Below are 15,429 nucleotides of genomic sequence, written 5' to 3'. Positions count from 1 at the left end.
TCGGGGCGGGCGGGGGTGGGCAGGAGAAGGCGGGGCGGTACCGATGCAGCAGACAGGAACCAGGGGAGCGGCGCTCGAGACGGGCGGCATCCGCCTGATCGAGGAGCCCGGGGCCAGCGTCGTGGACATGTGGGGCGAGATCGACGTCGCCCTGCGCAGCGAGGCGAGCGCCGCCCTGGCGAACGCGCTGGAGCGCGACGTCCCGGTGGTCATCGACACGTCGAAGGTGACGTTCATGGACTCCACCGGCATCGCGTTCCTCGTGCAGTTCTACACGATCGGCTCCGAGGAGGGCCTGTCCGTCACGCTGCGCAACCCGCCGACCGTCGTGACCGACGTGCTCGAGATGCTCGGCGTCATCGAGATGTTCGGCACCGACCAGCACGAGGTCAGCTCGGACCACGAGGTCGCGGCCGGCTGACCCCGTGCGTCAGCGGGCGTCCGCGGAGCTGCGGGCGCCCTCCGCCGCGAGCGTCGCGGCGCCGACGATCCCCGCCGCGTTGCGCAGGCGCGCCGGCACGACCGGCGCGCGCAGGTGCAGCAGCGGCAGGAACTTCTCGTGCTTCTTGCTCACCCCGCCCCCGACGACGATGAGGTCCGGCGAGAGCAGGTCCTCGACGACGCCGAAGTAGCGCTGCAGGCGCTCCGCCCACTGCTCCCAGTCGAGCCCCTCGCGGTCGCGCGCGGCGTCGGACGCGCGGGTCTCGGCGTCGAACCCGTCGATCTCGAGGTGCCCGAGCTCGCTGTTGGGCAGCAGATGGCCCTCGACGATCAGCGCGCTGCCGATCCCGGTCCCGAGCGTCGCGACGAGCACGACCCCGTCGGTGTCGCGCGCCGCGCCGTGGCGCACCTCGGCGACCCCGGCCGCGTCGGCGTCGTTGACGGCCACGACGTGCCGCCCGGTCCGGCGGTGCAGGAGCGCCGGGACGTCCACGCCGGTCCAGGACTGGTCGAGGTTGGCCATGGAGCGGACGACGCCGTGCTGGAGCGGCGCGGGGAACGCGACGCCGACGGGCACGTCGGCCGGCAGGTCGAAGTGGTCGACGAGCTGCCCGATCACCTCGGCGACGGCCTGGGGCGTCGAGGGCTGCGGCGTCGGGATCCGGTGCCGGTCGTGCGTGAGCTCGCCCGTCGCGACGTCGACGGGTGCGCCCTTGACGCCGCTGCCGCCGACGTCGACGCCGAACGCGATCGACGGTCCGGTGGTGCCGGTCGGGTGCGAGGAGGTGTGGGCGTTCATGGCAGTGTGAGGATCTCCGCTCCGTCGTCGGTCACCAGCAGCGTGTGCTCGAACTGAGCCGTCCGCGAGGTGTCTGCGGTGACTACCGTCCACCCGTCGTCCCAGATCCGCCACTCGGACGTGCCGAGGGTGAGCATGGGCTCGACGGTGAAGACCATGCCGGGTTCGATCACCGTGTCGTACCGCGGCGCGGCGTCGTAGTGGGGGATCACGAGCCCGGAGTGGAAGGCGCGCCCGACGCCGTGGCCGGTGTACTCGCGCACGACGCCGTACCCGAAGCGCGCGGCGTAGCGCTCGATCACCCGCCCGACGACGTTGACCTCGCGGCCGGGGGCGACGGCCTTGATCCCGCGCGCGAGCGCCTCGCGCGTGCGGTCGACGAGCAGCGCCGACTCCTCGTCGACCTCGCCCACGAGGAACGTCGCGTTGGTGTCGCCGTGCACGCCGCCGACGAACGCCGTGACGTCGATGTTGACGATGTCGCCCTCGACCAGCTCGGTCGAGTCGGGGATGCCGTGGCACACGACCTCGTTGACCGACGTGCACAGCGACTTCGGGAACCCGCGGTAGCCGAGCGTCGAGGGGTAGGCGCCGTGGTCGAGCAGGAACTCGTGGCCGACGCGGTCGAGCTCGTCCGTGGTGACGCCCGGCGCGACGTGCCGGCCCACCTCGGCGAGCGCCTGCGCGGCGATGCGCGAGGCGGTGCGGATGCGCTCGACCGTCTCCGCGTCGTTGACCTCGCTGCCCGTGAACGGCTGCGGCGCGGGCCGTCCGACGTACTCGGGCCGCGCGATCGACGCCGGGACGGCACGCCGCGGCCCCACCGTGCCCGGCGTGAGCGGACCGCGTCGACGCGGTCGCGGCGGCGCGGCGGAAGGGTCCGGGGGCGGCAGCGCGGCGGGCGACGTCGGGGGCATGCCCGTCAGTCTACGAAGGGTCCGCACGACGTCGTGTGCCCGGCCCTGATCTGCGGGAGGATCGGGGCATGAGCACCTCACGATTCACCGACGACGGTGACCCGGCGAGCCAGGACCAGTACTACTACGACACGCGTACGGGCGAGGTGCACCGCGGGCCGAGCGGCTCGTGGTCGCACCGCATGGGACCGTACGCGACGCGCGAGGAGGCTGAGCGGGCGCTCCAGACCGCGCGCGAGCGCTCGGAGGCCTGGGACGAGGAAGACCGCCGCGAGCGCGAGGAGTGACGCACGCGCCCGGTCCCGCGCCGCGTCGCGCCTGGGCGGGTCGCCTCGGGCTGCTGCTGGCGGGGCTGGCCGTCGGCGCGCTGACGTTCCTCCTCGTGCTGCAGGTGCGTGCCGGGACGTCGTCCGGCCCGGTCACCACGGCGACCCCGGACGTGCCGTCCCGCGAGGCGCCCCCGACGCCGGGTGCCTCCGACGCGCCCGCGACGAGCGGCACCGCGGACGACGTCGCCCCGCTCGCCGGCCTCACGGTCGCCGTCGACCCCGGCCACAACGGGGCCAACGCCGCGAACCCGCTCACGGTGAACGCGCCCGTCCCGGACGGCCGCGGCGGCACGAAGGCGTGCAACACGGTCGGGGCGTCCACGGACGCGGGGTACCCGGAGCACGCGTTCGCCTGGGACGTGGCGTCCCGTCTCACGGACCGTCTGACCGCGCTCGGGGCCGCTGTGGTGCTCACCCGGCCCGACGACGCGGGCGTGGGGCCGTGCGTCGACGCCCGGGGGCGCTTCCCGCAGGAGCAGGACGCCGACGTGCTCGTGTCCGTGCACGCGAACGGCACCGACGACCGCGACGTGCGGGGCTTCTTCGCGATCGTGGCCGACCCGCCCGTGCACGAGGCCCAGGGGGAGCCGAGCGTCGCGCTCGCGCAGGACCTGGTGGACGCGCTGGCCGGGGCGGGGTTCACGCCGTCGGACCGGTACGACGGGGCGGTCTCGCGCCGCGCCGACCTCGCGACGCTGAACCACGCCGAGCGGCCCGCCGTCATGCTCGAGCTGGGGGAGATGCGCAACCCGGAGGAGGCCGCACTGATGGAGTCCGAGGACGGGCGGCAGCGCTACGCCGACGCCGTCGCGGCCGGCCTGGCCGCCTGGGCGGCCGACCGCGACGACGCGGGCTAGCGCACGTGGGTCGTCAGCGGGCGAAGCTGGTCGCGTCGTCGGGGAAGGTGCCCGCGCGCACGTCGGCGGCGTACGCCTCGGCGGCACCGCGCAGCGCCTGACCGATCTCCGCGTAGCGCCGCGCGAACCGCGGCGACCACTCCGTCATGCCGGCCATGTCGGTCCACACGAGCACCTGCCCGTCGCACTGCGGGCCGGCGCCGATGCCGATGGTCGGCACGGTGAGGATCTCCGTGATCCGTGCGGCCACCTCGACGGGCACCATCTCGAGCACGACGGCGATCGCGCCGGCCTCGGCGACGGCGAGCGCGTCCTCGCTGAGCCGCTCGGCGGCGTCGTCGCCGCGGCCCTGGACGCGCGGGCCGCCGAGCGAGTGCTCGGACTGCGGGGTGTAGCCGATGTGGCCGACGACGGGGACGCCGGCCTCGGTGAGCGCCCGTACTTGGGGGACCACGCGGCGCCCGCCCTCGAGCTTGACCGCGCTGACGCCGGTCTCCTTGAGGAACCGCACGCCCGTCGCGAGGGCCTGCTCGGGACCGGCCTCGTAGGAGCCGAACGGCAGGTCGACGACGACGAGCGCACGCCGGGCGGCGCGGGCCACGGCGCGGGCCGCCGGGATCATGTCGTCGACGGTGACGGGGAGCGTCGTGGCGTGCCCGTGCATCGTGTTGCCGATCGAGTCGCCGACGAGCAGCACGTCGATGCCGGCCTCGTCGAACAGGTGCGCGGTGATCGCGTCGTACGCGGTGAGCATCGTGATGCGCTCGCCGCGCGCCTTCGCCTCCGCGAGGTGGTGCACGCGGACGCGCCGGGGAGCCGGCCCCCCGCTCGGTGCCGACGACTCGGGGGCGGTGTGTGCGGACATGACGGCCTTTCGTCGGTCGGGTTCGGGCAGCGGGACGGCGCGGTGGAGCCGCCCGCCCGGTGGGTGCTCAGCCGAGCGGCTCGCGCCAGCGCGAGGTGATGGGCAGACGGCGGTCGCGCCCGAAGGCGAGGGCGGTCACCTTGGTGCCCGGCGGGTACTGGCGGCGCTTCCACTCGGCGCGGTCGACGAGCCGCACGACGGTGTCGACGACGTCGGGGTCGAAGCCGCGCGCCAGCAGCTCCGCGCGCCCCTCGGCGTGCTCGATGTACGCGTCGAGCACCTCGTCGAGCAGGTCGTACGGCGGCAGGGAGTCCTGGTCGGTCTGACCGGGTCGCAGCTCGGCCGACGGCGGCTTCGTGATCGACGACTCCGGGATCGGCGGGATCTCGCCGGCGTCGAGCGCGACGTCGTTGCGCCAGCGTGCGAGCCGCCACACGCGCGACTTGTCGACGTCCTTGATCGGGGCGAACCCGCCGATGCTGCCGGCGTCGTAGATGGTCGCGTAGCCGGTCGCCAGCTCGGACTTGTTGCCGGGCGCGATGACGAGGTGGCCCTCGGCGTTGGAGATGCCCATGAGCACGACGCCGCGCACCCGCGCCTGGAGGTTCTCCTCGGCCACGCCCGTCAGGTGCAGCTCGCCCTGGAACGCGTCGACCATCGGGCCGATGGGCTGGACGCGGTAGTCCGCGCCGAGCCGCTTGGCGAGGTCGGCGGCGTCGTCCTTGCTGTGCTCGGAGGAGTACGCGGACGGCATGGAGACGGCGACGACGTTCGCGCCGCCGATCGCGTCCGCGGCGATCGTCGCGGTGAGCGCCGAGTCGATGCCGCCCGACGCGCCCAGCACGACCGAGCGGAAGCCGTTCTTGCGCACGTAGCCCGCGAGGCCCGTGACGCACGCGCGGTACACCTCCTCGTCGGGGTGCAGCTCCGGCGCGACCGGCCAGCGCCCGTCGACGGGGCGCGGCGCAGCGCCGTCGGGCAGGTCCCACACGAGGAGGTCCTCGACGAACTGCGGCGCGCGGGCGAGCAGGTCGCCCGTGCGGTCGAGCACGAAGGACCCGCCGTCGAAGACGAGGTCGTCCTGACCGCCCACCATGTTGACGTAGGCGACGGGGGCGTCGACCTCCCGGGCGCGCCGGGCGGCGAGGTCGGTGCGGACGTGTCCCTTGCCCTCCTCGTACGGCGAGCCGTTGAGCACGACGAGCAGCTCGAGCCCGTCGCCCGCCTCGTCGAGCGCCGCCATCTCGGCGACGGGGCCGCCGTCCTGCCAGATGTCCTCGCAGATCGCGATCCCGACGCGGCGCCCGGCGACCTCGACGACCGTCGTCGTGGTGCCCGGCGCGAAGATGCGGAACTCGTCGAACACGCCGTAGTTGGGCAGGTGGTGCTTGTCGTACGCCGCCTGCACGGCGCCGTCGCGCAGGACGACGGCGCGGTTGGTCGGGAGGTCGGCGGGGCTGCCCGACGCCTCGCGCTCGGCGGCGCCCGCGCCGCGCGGGGCACCCGCGGTGCCCACGGTCCCGAGGACCACGGTCGTCGCGCCGAGTCCCTCCGCGGCGAGCTGTCCCGCGACCTCCGCGGCAGCGGCCCACGCGGCCCGGCGGAACGACGCGCGCAGCGCGAGGTCCTCGACGGGGTAGCCGGTGAGGGTCATCTCGGGGAAGACGACGAGGTCGGCGCCGGCCGCGGCGGCCTGCCGGGTGCGCTCGAGGACGAGGGCGGCGTTGCCGTCGAGGTCGCCGACGCACGTGTCGACCTGTGCCAGCGCGACGCGCAGATCAGCCATGCCCGTCAGCCTAGACGAGCGCCCGGCGTCCGCCGGGCGCGCGACGTCCGCCACCCGGTCGCGTCCCTCGCCGGTCGCGCGGATCAGGCAGGATGTACCGCATGGACAGGCAGCAGGAGTTCGTGCTCCGCACGGTCGAGGAACGGGACATCCGCTTCATCCGCCTCTGGTTCACCGACGTGCTCGGCATGCTGAAGTCGGTGGCCATCGCGCCGGCGGAGCTGGAGTCCGCGTTCGCCGAGGGCATCGGGTTCGACGGCAGCTCCATCGAGGGCCTCACGCGCGTGTACGAGGCCGACATGATCGCCAAGCCGGACCCGACGACGTTCCAGGTGCTGCCGTGGCGCGGCGACCGGCACGGGACCGCGCGCATGTTCTGCGACATCCTCACGCCCGACGGCGAGCCGTCCCTCGCGGACTCGCGCAACGTGCTCAAGCGCGCGCTCGCGCGGGCGAGCGACAAGGGCTTCACGTTCTACACGCACCCCGAGGTCGAGTTCTACCTCTTCAACCAGCCGGCCACGCCCGACGCCCCGCTCGTCCCGGTGGACCAGGGCGGCTACTTCGACCACCTCGCGCGCGGTTCCACGCACGACTTCCGCCGCGCGGCGATCACGATGCTCGAGTCCATGGGCATCTCCGTCGAGTTCTCCCACCACGAGGCCGGGCCGGGGCAGAACGAGATCGACCTGCGCTACGCCGACGCCCTGACGACCGCGGACAACCTCATGACGTTCCGCACCGTCGTCAAGGAGGTCGCGCTCGAGCAGGGCGTGTTCGCGTCCTTCATGCCCAAGCCGCTCGCCGACCAGCCGGGCTCGGGCATGCACACGCACCTGTCGCTCTTCGAGGGCGACCGCAACGCGTTCCACGAGCCGGGGGCGCAGTTCGAGCTGTCGAAGACGGCGCGCCAGTTCATCTCGGGCCTGCTCGTGCACGCCGCCGAGATCACCGCGATCACGAACCAGTACGTCAACTCGTACAAGCGGCTGTGGGGCGGCGCCGAGGCGCCGAGCTACGTGTGCTGGGGCCACAACAACCGGTCCGCGCTCGTGCGCGTGCCCATGTACAAGCCGGGCAAGGGCAACTCGAGCCGGGTCGAGTACCGCGCGCTCGACTCGGCCGCGAACCCGTACCTCGCGTTCGCGGTCATGCTCGCGGCCGGGCTCAAGGGCATCGAGGAGGGCTACGACCTGCCCGAGGCCACGGAGGACGACGTCTGGGAGCTCACCGACGCCGAGCGCCGCGCTCTCGGCATCAAGCCGCTCCCGCAGTCGCTCGACGCCGCGATCGCCGTCATGGAGAGGTCGGAGCTCGTGGCGGAGACGCTCGGCGAGCACGTGTTCGACTTCGTGCTGCGCAACAAGCGCCAGGAGTGGGACGAGTACCGCGCGCAGGTCACGCCCTTCGAGCTGAAGCGGTTCCTGCAGGTCCTGTGAGCACGACGACGTCCGGCCCGACCGGTCCCGCGCGACGCACGACCCGCACGGGCCGGCTCGCGCGGTTCGGCTTCGCCGACATCACGCGGTCGGCGGGCCTGCTCGACGACGCCGACCTCGCGCGGCTGCTCGCCGGCGCAGCGGGCGGTGCGGACGACGGTGGGCCCGGCGACGGCGCGCCGGGCGGTGCCGACGTCGTCGACGACGAGCTGCTCCTCGCGCTCGGCGCGAGCGCCGACCCGGACCTGGGTCTCCTGCAGGTCGTGCGGCTCGCGAGCGCGCTCCTGCGCGACGGCGACCCGGAGCTCATCGCCCTGGCGCGGCAGTGCCTCGCACCGGGCACGGGGCGCGACCGGCTCCTCGCCGTGCTCGGCGCGTCGGTCGCGCTCGGCGACGACGTCGTGCGGCGCCCCGCCCTGCTGCGCCTCCTCGCCGACCCGACCTCCGGCACGGGCGTGGACGCCGGTGCCGTGCGCGCCGAGCTGCTGCGCGCCGTCGGTGCCGACCCGAACGCCGCGGTGCCCGTCGCCGGCGGGGCCGGGCCGGAGCGGGTCGACGCGCTGCGTCGCGCCTACCGCGAGCGGCTCCTGCGCATCGCCGCGACCGACCTCACGGTGGCCGAGCCGCTGACCCGCATGCCCGCCGTCGGGGCGGCGCTCGCGGACCTCGCCGGCGCGGCCCTCGAGGGGGCGCTCGCGGTCGCCCGCGCGGAGCTCGACGACCACGGCGCGGGCGTGCGGCTCGCGGTGATCGGCATGGGCAAGTGCGGCGCGCGCGAGCTCAACTACGTGTCCGACGTCGACGTCATCTACGTCGTCGAGCCGGCCGAGGGGGCGGACGAGGCGTACGCGACGAGCGTCGGCGCGCGGCTCGCGACGGCCCTCGCGCGCGTGTGCTCGGGCACGTCGGGCGAGCCCGCGCTGTGGACCGTGGACGCCGCGCTGCGTCCCGAGGGCAAGCAGGGCCCGCTCGTGCGCACGCTCGCGAGCCACGTCGCGTACTACGAGCGCTGGGCCAAGACCTGGGAGTTCCAGGCGCTGCTCAAGGCGCGCGCCGTCGCGGGCGACCCGGCGCTCGGCCGCGCGTACGAGGAGGCCGTCGCGCCGTTCGTGTGGTCGGCGGCCGGCCGGGAGAACTTCGTCGAGGACTCGCAGGCGATGCGCCGCCGCGTCGAGGACCACGTGCCCGCCGCGGAGGCCGACCGCCAGCTCAAGCTCGGCAAGGGCGGGCTGCGCGACGTCGAGTTCACGGTCCAGCTCCTGCAGCTGGTCCACGGGCGCGCGGACGAGTCGATCCGCAGCCGCAGCACCCTCACGGCGCTCGCCGAGCTCGCCGCCGGCGGGTACGTCGGGCGCGAGCACGCCGCCCGGCTCGCCGTCTGCTACCGGTTCCTGCGCGCGCTCGAGCACCGCATCCAGCTCTTCCGCCTCCGGCGCACGCACCTCGTGCCGACGGCCGAGGACGAGCTGCGGCGTCTCGCCCGCTCGCTCGGCATGCGCACCGAGGGCGCCGAGGGGCTCGTCGAGCGGTGGCGCGCCACGCGGCGCGAGGTGCGCGCCCTGCACGAGGAGCTGTTCTACCGCCCGCTCCTGCCGGCCACCGCGCAGCTGTCGCCCGACGAGGTGACCCTCGCGCCGGAGGCTGCGAAGGCGCGCTTCGCCGCGATCGGCTACCGCGACCCGGCGGGCGCGATGCGCCACGTCACCGCGCTCGCCGAGGGCGTGAGCCGCCGCGCCGCGATCCAGCGCCAGCTCCTGCCCGTCATGCTCGGCTGGTTCGCCGAGGGGGCGGACCCGGACGCCGGCCTGCTCGCGTTCCGCACGCTGTCCGAGAAGCTCGGCGGCACCCACTGGTACCTCAAGCTGCTGCGCGACTCCGGGTCCGCGGCGCACCGGCTGTCCCAGCTCCTCGCCAGCTCGCGCTACCTCGCCGAGGCGCTCGCGCGCTCGCCGGAGTCCGTGCGCTGGCTCGCCGACGACGCCGACCTCGTTCCGCGCGGCGCCGAGCGGCTCGCCGCCGAGACGGACGCGATCCTCACACGCGCGGACCAGGTCGAGCCCGCCGCCGTGAGCCTGCGGGCGCTGCGCCGGCGCGAGCTCGCGCGCACGGGCGCGGCCGAGGTGCTCGGCGTCGTGGACGCGGTCAGCGCCGCGCGCAGCGTGTCCGACGCGGCGGACGTCGTGCTCGCCGGGGCGCTGCGCGTCGCGGAGTTCGTCGCGCGCGGCGAGCTCGGCTACGTCGGCGAGGACCCGTCCTCCGCGCCCGCGCGCGTGCTCGTCGTCGCGATGGGCCGGCTCGGCGGGCGCGAGATGGGCTACGGCTCGGACGCCGACGTCATGTTCGTGCACGACCCGGCGCCGGGCGCGTCGGACGCCGACGCGCAGACGTACGCCACGGCCGCGGCGACGCGGCTGCGTCAGCTGCTGTCCGCCGTCGGGCCCGAGCCCGCGCTTCCCGTGGACGCCGACCTGCGCCCCGAGGGCCGCAACGGCCCGCTCGTGCGCTCGCTCGCGTCCTACGCGGAGTACTACCAGCGCTGGTCGAGCGTCTGGGAGGCCCAGGCGCTGCTGCGCGCGCGGCCGGTCGCGGGAGACGTCGACGGCCTCGGCGAGGAGTTCCGCGCCGTCGTGGACCGCGTCCGGTACCCGGCGGACGGCCTCGACGCCGCGCACGTGCGCGAGGTGCGCCGGATCAAGGCCCGCGTGGAGTCCGAGCGCCTGCCCCGCGGCGTCGAGGCGTCGCGGCACCTCAAGCTCGGGCGCGGGGGAGTGTCCGACGTCGAGTGGACCGTCCAGCTGCTCCAGCTGCAGCACGCCCATGAGGTCCCGCGGCTGCGGACGACGTCGACCGTCGAGGCCCTCGACGCGGCCGTGGACGCCGGGCTCGTGGACGCCGGCGACGCCGCGGTGCTCGGCGAGGCGTGGCACCTCGCGTCCCGCCTGCGCAGCGCGCTCGTGCTCTGGTCCGGGCGCACCGGCGGCAGCATGGCCGACGTCCTGCCGCACGACCGGCAAGCGCTCCACGGCCTCGCGCGCGTGCTCGACCTGCCCGGCGTGTCCACGGGCGCGGAGCTGGAGGAGCTGTACCTGCGCACGGCCCGCCGCGCACGCGCCGTCATGGAGCGGCTCTTCTACGGCGAGGACTGAGGTCCCGCCCCGTCGGACGCGTCCGTCCGGCGGCACGGACGACGGCGGCCCGTCACCTCCGCGAGGTGACGGGCCGCCGTCGTGGTGATCGGTCCGGCGTGGCCGGAGGTGCCGATCAGATGTCGTAGTAGAGCTCGAACTCGTGCGGGTGCGGGCGCAGACGGATCGGGTCGATCTCGTTGGCGCGCTTGTAGTCGATCCAGGTCTGGATGAGGTCGGGCGTGAAGACGTCGCCCTGCGTCAGGTAGTCCTGGTCGGCCTCGAGCGCGTCGAGGGCCTCGCCGAGCGAGCCCGGGACCTGCGCGATCTGCGCGTGCTCCTCGGGCGGCAGCTCGTAGAGGTCCTTGTCGATCGGCTCCGGCGGCTCGATGCGGTTGCGCACGCCGTCGATGCCGGCGAGCAGCTGCGCGGCGAACGCGAGGTACGGGTTGGCCGACGGGTCCGGCACGCGGAACTCGACGCGCTTGGCCTTGGCCGAGGAGCCGGTGACGGGGATGCGGATGCACGCGGAGCGGTTGCGCGCCGAGTACACGAGGTTGACCGGGGCCTCGTAGCCCGGCACCAGGCGGTGGTAGGAGTTCACCGACGGGTTGGTGAACGCGAGCAGCGACGGCGCGTGCTTGAGCAGGCCGCCGATGTACCAGCGGGCCGTGTCGGACAGGCCGCCGTAGCCCTTCTCGTCGAAGAACAGCGGCTCGCCGTTCAGCCACAGCGACTGGTGCGAGTGCATGCCCGAGCCGTTGTCGCCGAAGATCGGCTTCGGCATGAACGTGACCGACTTGCCGGCCTCGAACGCGACGTTGCGGATGACGTACTTGAACTTCATCAGGTCGTCGGCCGCGTGCAGCAGCGTGTTGAAGCGGTAGTTGATCTCCTGCTGGCCGGCGGTGCCCACCTCGTGGTGCGCGCGCTCGACGTCGAGGCCCACCTGGCCGAGGACGGCGACCATGTCGTCGCGCAGGTCCGCGAAGCGGTCCGACGGGGAGACGGGGAAGTAGCCGCCCTTGTAGCGCGTCTTGTACGCGAGGTTGCCACCCTCCTCCTCGCGACCGGTGTTCCACGCCGCCTCGACGGAGTCGAGGTAGTAGAAGCTCGAGTGCTGGTTCGTCGCGAAGCGGGCCTCGTCGAAGACGTAGAACTCGGCCTCGGGCGCGAAGTACGCGGTGTCCGCGATGCCCGTCGACGCGAGGTAGGCCTCGGCCTTGGCGGCGATGTTGCGGGGGTCGCGCGAGTACGGCTCACCCGTGAACGGGTCGACGATCGAGAAGTTCACGACGAGCGTCTTGCGCTTGCGGAACGGGTCCACGAACGCGGTCTTGACGTCCGGCACGAGCTTCATGTCCGACTCGTGGATCGCCTGGAAGCCGCGGATCGAGGATCCGTCGAACATCAGGCCGTCCTCGAAGGCGGCCTCGTCGAACTGGGCGACGGGGATGTTGAAGTGCTGCATGATGCCGGGCAGGTCGCAGAAGCGGACGTCGACGAACTCGACGCCCTCGTTCCGCGTGAAGGCGATTGCCTCCTCCGCGTTGTTGAACATCCGGTGCTCCTTGATCGGGTGGTGCCGTCGGGCTGCGCGGCGACGAGCCGCTGACGTGGCGCCCACGAACCTAGGGCGCAGCGGTTTCCCCGCCGTATACCCATTGTTTCGGCCGTGTTACGTCCGGCGTCCTCGTGTGACGGTCGTGCTACACGAGGACACGACGAGCCCTCGGCGCTCGGGTGCGCCGCGCCGACCTTACCGCCCGTCGTCCGGGCCGCGCCCGGGGCGTCCACGTCGCGGCACGTAGGCTGGGACCGTGGTTTCACGCGAGGACATGGGTTCGTGGCTCGAGGGCACCCCGGGCGGGCAGCAGGGAGGGCGCGGCGCGCGGCTGGGGCTCCCGCCGGAGGGCCCGGGCTCGCTCGCGGGTCTCGGACGGCGCGTCGTCGCGCTCGCGATCGACTGGACGCTCGCCACGCTCGTCGCCTACGTGTTCTTCCGCCCCGCCGTGCCCGGGTTCTTCGAGGGGATCTCCGCCCTGCCCGTGTGGGCGCAGCCGCTGGTCTTCGCCGTCGAGAACCTCCTGCTCGTGAGCACCCTCGGCTTCACGGTGGGGCACCGCCTCCTCGGCCTGCGCGTGCGCCGGCTCGCCGAGCCGGCCCGCATGGTGGGGATCGGCCGCGCGCTGCTGCGCACCGTCCTGCTGTGCCTCGTCGTCCCCGCCGTCGTGTGGGACTCCGACGGCCGCGGCCTGCACGACCGCGCCGCGGGGACCGTGCTCGTCCGGATCTGACCGGTTACTCCCGGCCCTGCCCGACAGGACCAGCGGCACGACGAAGGGCGCGGACCTCGCGGTCCGCGCCCTCTCGTCGTGGCGGTGCGCGTCGTCCTGGCGGACGCGGCCGTCAGCGCCCCTTGAGCCCCTTGCGGTCGGGGCGCGCGCGGGTCGGGTCGATGCCCTTGGGAATCGGCAGCCGGGCGGCGCCGAGCGCGCGCAGGCGCTTGGACACCTCGGCCGTCTCCGGCTTGGTGAGGGTCGGCTTGAGCTTCTGCACCGTGCTCGGGAGCTTGGGCAGCGCGACCTGGCCCTCGTCGTTGCCCACCTGGACGAGGGTGACCGGCACGTTGGGCAGCACGCGGACCACGCGCTTGCGCTCGCTCTCGAGCAGCCGCTTCGCGCGGTGCGGCGGGCCCTCGCTCACGAGGACGACGCCCGCGCGGCCCACGCCGCGGAAGACGAGGTCCTGCGTACGCGGGTCGACCGCCACGGGCTCCTCGTCGAACGTCCAGCCCCGGCGGATGGTGCCGAGAGCGGCGCGCGCGGCGCCCGGCTGGCCCTCGATCCGCCGGTACGCGGCCCGCTCGGCGCGCCGCGTGAGCACGAACATGGCGCCGAGCGCGGCGAACGGCAGGCCGACGATAAGCGTGTAGACCCACTGGCCCCACCACAGGCCGATGCCGAGCGCGACGGCGAGGATCCCGACGAACACCCCGAGCATGACCCACGTGACCGCAGGGTCTTCCTTGCGGGTCATCTGGTACGCGGCCCAGACCTGGTGGTACCAGCGCTGCTTCTTGGGCTTCTTCTGCTTGCCGACCTGCTCGCCGGCGGCGGGCGCGCCGGTGGCGTCGGAGTTCTTGCGGGCCATGGTCCCTCAGTCTAGTGGGGTGCGCGCCCGAGGAGGCTCGCCGCCTCCTGGCGCGACGTCGTCGGCTCGGCCAGGTGCGCGAGCGCGGGCGGGATCTGCATCCCGCGGCGCGTCATGGCCTGGCCCCACAGGCGACCGGCGCGGTACGACGACCGCACGAGCGGCCCCGACATGACGCCGAGGAAGCCGATCTCCTCGGCGGCCTCGGAGAGCTCGACGAACTCCTCGGGCCTGACCCAGCGGTCGACCGGGTGGTGGCGCAGCGACGGGCGCAGGTACTGGGTGATCGTCACGAGGTCGCAGCCGGCGTCGTGCAGGTCCTGCAGGGCAGCCCGCGCTTCGTCGGTCGTCTCGCCCATGCCGAGGATGAGGTTCGACTTGGTGACCAGCCCCGCCTCGCGCGCCCGCGTGAGCACGGAGAGCGAGCGCTCGTACCGGAAGCCCGGGCGGATCTGCTTGAAGATGCGCGGCACGGTCTCGAGGTTGTGCGCGAGCACCTCCGGGCGGGACTCGTTCACCTGGTCGAGCAGCTCGGGGATCGCGTTGAAGTCGGGGATGAGCAGCTCGACGCCGGTGCCCGGGTTGAGCGCGTGGATCTGCCGGACCGTCTCCGCGTACAGCCAGGCGCCGCCGTCGGCCAGGTCGTCGCGCGCCACGCCCGTGATCGTCGAGTAGCGCAGCCCCATCGCCTGGACGGACTCGGCGACGCGGCGCGGCTCGTCCGCGTCGAAGTCGGCCGGCTTGCCCGTGTCGATCTGGCAGAAGTCGCACCGGCGCGTGCACTGGTCGCCGCCGATGAGGAAGGTCGCCTCGCGGTCCTCCCAGCACTCGAAGATGTTGGGACAGCCCGCCTCCTCGCAGACGGTGTGCAGGCCCTCGCGCTTCACGAGGCCCTTGAGCTCGGAGTACTCCGGGCCCATGGTCGCCCGCGTCTTGATCCACTCGGGCTTCTTCTCGATCGGGGTGGCCGCGTTGCGGGCCTCCACCCGCAGCATGCGCCGGCCCTCAGGTGCGATCGTCACTGGCTCTCCCGGTCGTCGTGGCGGGTGGTCGCCGACGTCCGACCGCGGGAGGGCGGTCCGATGGGCGTCGGGCCTGGTGGGCGCGGCGCCCGGTACGACGCCGGACTCCCGTCAGCGTACGGCAGCCGCGTCCCGGAGCCCCGACCGGCGACCAGTCCGTGGACGTGACGTCAGCGACACCCCCGCGGCCAGCAGCAGGGCCGCGGCGACGACGGGGACGAGGAAGGACGCGGTCGTCGAGACCCCCTGGGCCAGCTGCCCGGCCACCGACGCGCCGAGCGCGACGCCGACGACGTTCGCGCTCGCGACGAGCGTCATCGCCGCCGCGGTGCGGCCGTCGGGCGCGCGCTCGCCGGCGACGGTGAACACGGTGACCATGACCGGGCCGACGAAGAGCCCGGCCACCGCGACCGCGCCGACCACGGCGGCGAGCGAGCCCGTCGCCGCGGCCGCGACGAGCGCGGCCTCGCTCAGCAGGAGCCCGGCGGCGAACGCGGTCCAGCGGGCACCGAGCGACCAGCGGTCGGGCAGCGCGACGACGGCGAGCGCGGTCACCGCCGAGCCGACGCCCATGACGGCGTACACGAGGCCCGCGAGGTCGGGGGCGCCCGCGTCGCGCGTGAGCGCGGTCAGCGCGGCCTGCGTCCCGCCGAAGAGCAGCCCCATCGCGACCATGCCGACGACGGCGACAGCCTC

The 15,429-nt window shown here is 74.2% G+C and carries 14 protein-coding genes; 6 read left to right on the top strand and 8 right to left on the bottom strand.

Going from position 1 to position 15,429, the window contains the following annotated elements:
- Window positions 1-43 precede the first annotated feature (43 nt).
- Complete coding sequence (locus JZ5iCDA_RS05090; protein ID WP_069386169.1) at window positions 44-421, top strand: STAS domain-containing protein; 378 nt, start codon at window positions 44-46, stop codon at window positions 419-421.
- A 9-nt stretch (window positions 422-430) separates the two neighbouring features.
- Here JZ5iCDA_RS05090 and ppgK read toward each other — a convergent pair whose 3' ends face one another.
- Entirely contained in the window at window positions 431-1,240 is an 810-nt protein-coding gene (ppgK, locus tag JZ5iCDA_RS05085; protein ID WP_069386168.1) for a polyphosphate--glucose phosphotransferase, read from the bottom strand.
- Entirely contained in the window at window positions 1,237-2,157 is a 921-nt protein-coding gene (map, locus tag JZ5iCDA_RS05080; protein ID WP_083259683.1) for a type I methionyl aminopeptidase, read from the bottom strand. Before map ends, ppgK begins: the two co-directional genes overlap by 4 nt.
- A 68-nt stretch (window positions 2,158-2,225) precedes the next feature.
- Here map and JZ5iCDA_RS05075 point away from each other — a divergent pair, with 68 nt between their 5' ends.
- Both JZ5iCDA_RS05075 and JZ5iCDA_RS05070 read left to right on the top strand, forming a co-directional pair.
- Window positions 2,226-2,444 (top strand): hypothetical protein, encoded by a 219-nt coding sequence (locus JZ5iCDA_RS05075; protein ID WP_069386167.1) that lies wholly within the window; start codon window positions 2,226-2,228, stop codon window positions 2,442-2,444.
- Window positions 2,441-3,343 (top strand): N-acetylmuramoyl-L-alanine amidase, encoded by a 903-nt coding sequence (locus tag JZ5iCDA_RS05070; RefSeq protein WP_083259682.1) that lies wholly within the window; start codon window positions 2,441-2,443, stop codon window positions 3,341-3,343. Before JZ5iCDA_RS05075 ends, JZ5iCDA_RS05070 begins: the two co-directional genes overlap by 4 nt.
- A gap of 13 nt (window positions 3,344-3,356) precedes the next feature.
- Here the strand turns inward: JZ5iCDA_RS05070 and panB are convergent, their stop codons facing one another.
- Together panB and JZ5iCDA_RS05060 are read right to left on the bottom strand one after the other, a co-directional pair.
- The gene (gene panB, locus JZ5iCDA_RS05065; RefSeq protein ID WP_069386166.1) at window positions 3,357-4,208 is read right to left on the bottom strand and encodes a 3-methyl-2-oxobutanoate hydroxymethyltransferase; all 852 of its coding nucleotides are present in this window, start codon (window positions 4,206-4,208) and stop codon (window positions 3,357-3,359) included.
- 67 nt (window positions 4,209-4,275) lie between these two features.
- Entirely contained in the window at window positions 4,276-5,994 is a 1,719-nt protein-coding gene (locus tag JZ5iCDA_RS05060) for an NAD+ synthase (RefSeq protein ID WP_069386165.1), read from the bottom strand.
- Window positions 5,995-6,095: 101 nt separating this feature from the next.
- Between JZ5iCDA_RS05060 and glnA (JZ5iCDA_RS05055) the strand changes: the two genes are divergently transcribed.
- Together glnA (JZ5iCDA_RS05055) and JZ5iCDA_RS05050 are read left to right on the top strand one after the other, a co-directional pair.
- Window positions 6,096-7,433, top strand: coding sequence for a type I glutamate--ammonia ligase (glnA, locus tag JZ5iCDA_RS05055; RefSeq protein WP_069386164.1), 1,338 nt, complete (start codon window positions 6,096-6,098; stop codon window positions 7,431-7,433).
- The gene (locus tag JZ5iCDA_RS05050; protein WP_069386163.1) at window positions 7,430-10,579 is read left to right on the top strand and encodes a bifunctional [glutamine synthetase] adenylyltransferase/[glutamine synthetase]-adenylyl-L-tyrosine phosphorylase; all 3,150 of its coding nucleotides are present in this window, start codon (window positions 7,430-7,432) and stop codon (window positions 10,577-10,579) included. Before glnA (JZ5iCDA_RS05055) ends, JZ5iCDA_RS05050 begins: the two co-directional genes overlap by 4 nt.
- Window positions 10,580-10,694: 115 nt before the next feature.
- On the opposite strand, the gene glnA (JZ5iCDA_RS05045) is transcribed toward JZ5iCDA_RS05050, so the two are convergent.
- Entirely contained in the window at window positions 10,695-12,119 is a 1,425-nt protein-coding gene (gene glnA / locus JZ5iCDA_RS05045; RefSeq protein ID WP_069386162.1) for a type I glutamate--ammonia ligase, read from the bottom strand.
- A gap of 259 nt (window positions 12,120-12,378) precedes the next feature.
- Here glnA (JZ5iCDA_RS05045) and JZ5iCDA_RS05040 point away from each other — a divergent pair, with 259 nt between their 5' ends.
- On the top strand, window positions 12,379-12,855 hold the full coding sequence (locus tag JZ5iCDA_RS05040; protein WP_069386161.1) for an RDD family protein: 477 nt from the start codon (window positions 12,379-12,381) through the stop codon (window positions 12,853-12,855).
- Window positions 12,856-12,967: 112 nt separating this feature from the next.
- Here JZ5iCDA_RS05040 and JZ5iCDA_RS05035 read toward each other — a convergent pair whose 3' ends face one another.
- The 3 genes from JZ5iCDA_RS05035 to JZ5iCDA_RS05025 all read right to left on the bottom strand — a co-directional run.
- The gene (locus JZ5iCDA_RS05035; protein ID WP_069386160.1) at window positions 12,968-13,711 is read right to left on the bottom strand and encodes a DUF4191 domain-containing protein; all 744 of its coding nucleotides are present in this window, start codon (window positions 13,709-13,711) and stop codon (window positions 12,968-12,970) included.
- An 11-nt stretch (window positions 13,712-13,722) separates the two neighbouring features.
- Window positions 13,723-14,733 (bottom strand): lipoyl synthase, encoded by a 1,011-nt coding sequence (gene lipA / locus JZ5iCDA_RS05030; protein WP_069386159.1) that lies wholly within the window; start codon window positions 14,731-14,733, stop codon window positions 13,723-13,725.
- Window positions 14,734-14,844: 111 nt separating this feature from the next.
- Window positions 14,845-15,429, bottom strand: a 585-nt coding sequence (locus JZ5iCDA_RS05025; protein ID WP_139122963.1) for an MFS transporter, incomplete at its 5' end; no start/stop codon positions are given.

It is taken from the genome of Cellulosimicrobium cellulans (assembly GCF_001722485.1).
GTDB classification, from domain to species: Bacteria; Actinomycetota; Actinomycetes; order Actinomycetales; family Cellulomonadaceae; genus Cellulosimicrobium; species Cellulosimicrobium cellulans_A.
Note: the sequence above shows the minus strand (reverse complement) of the source record. Positions and strands in the feature narration are given on the sequence as shown.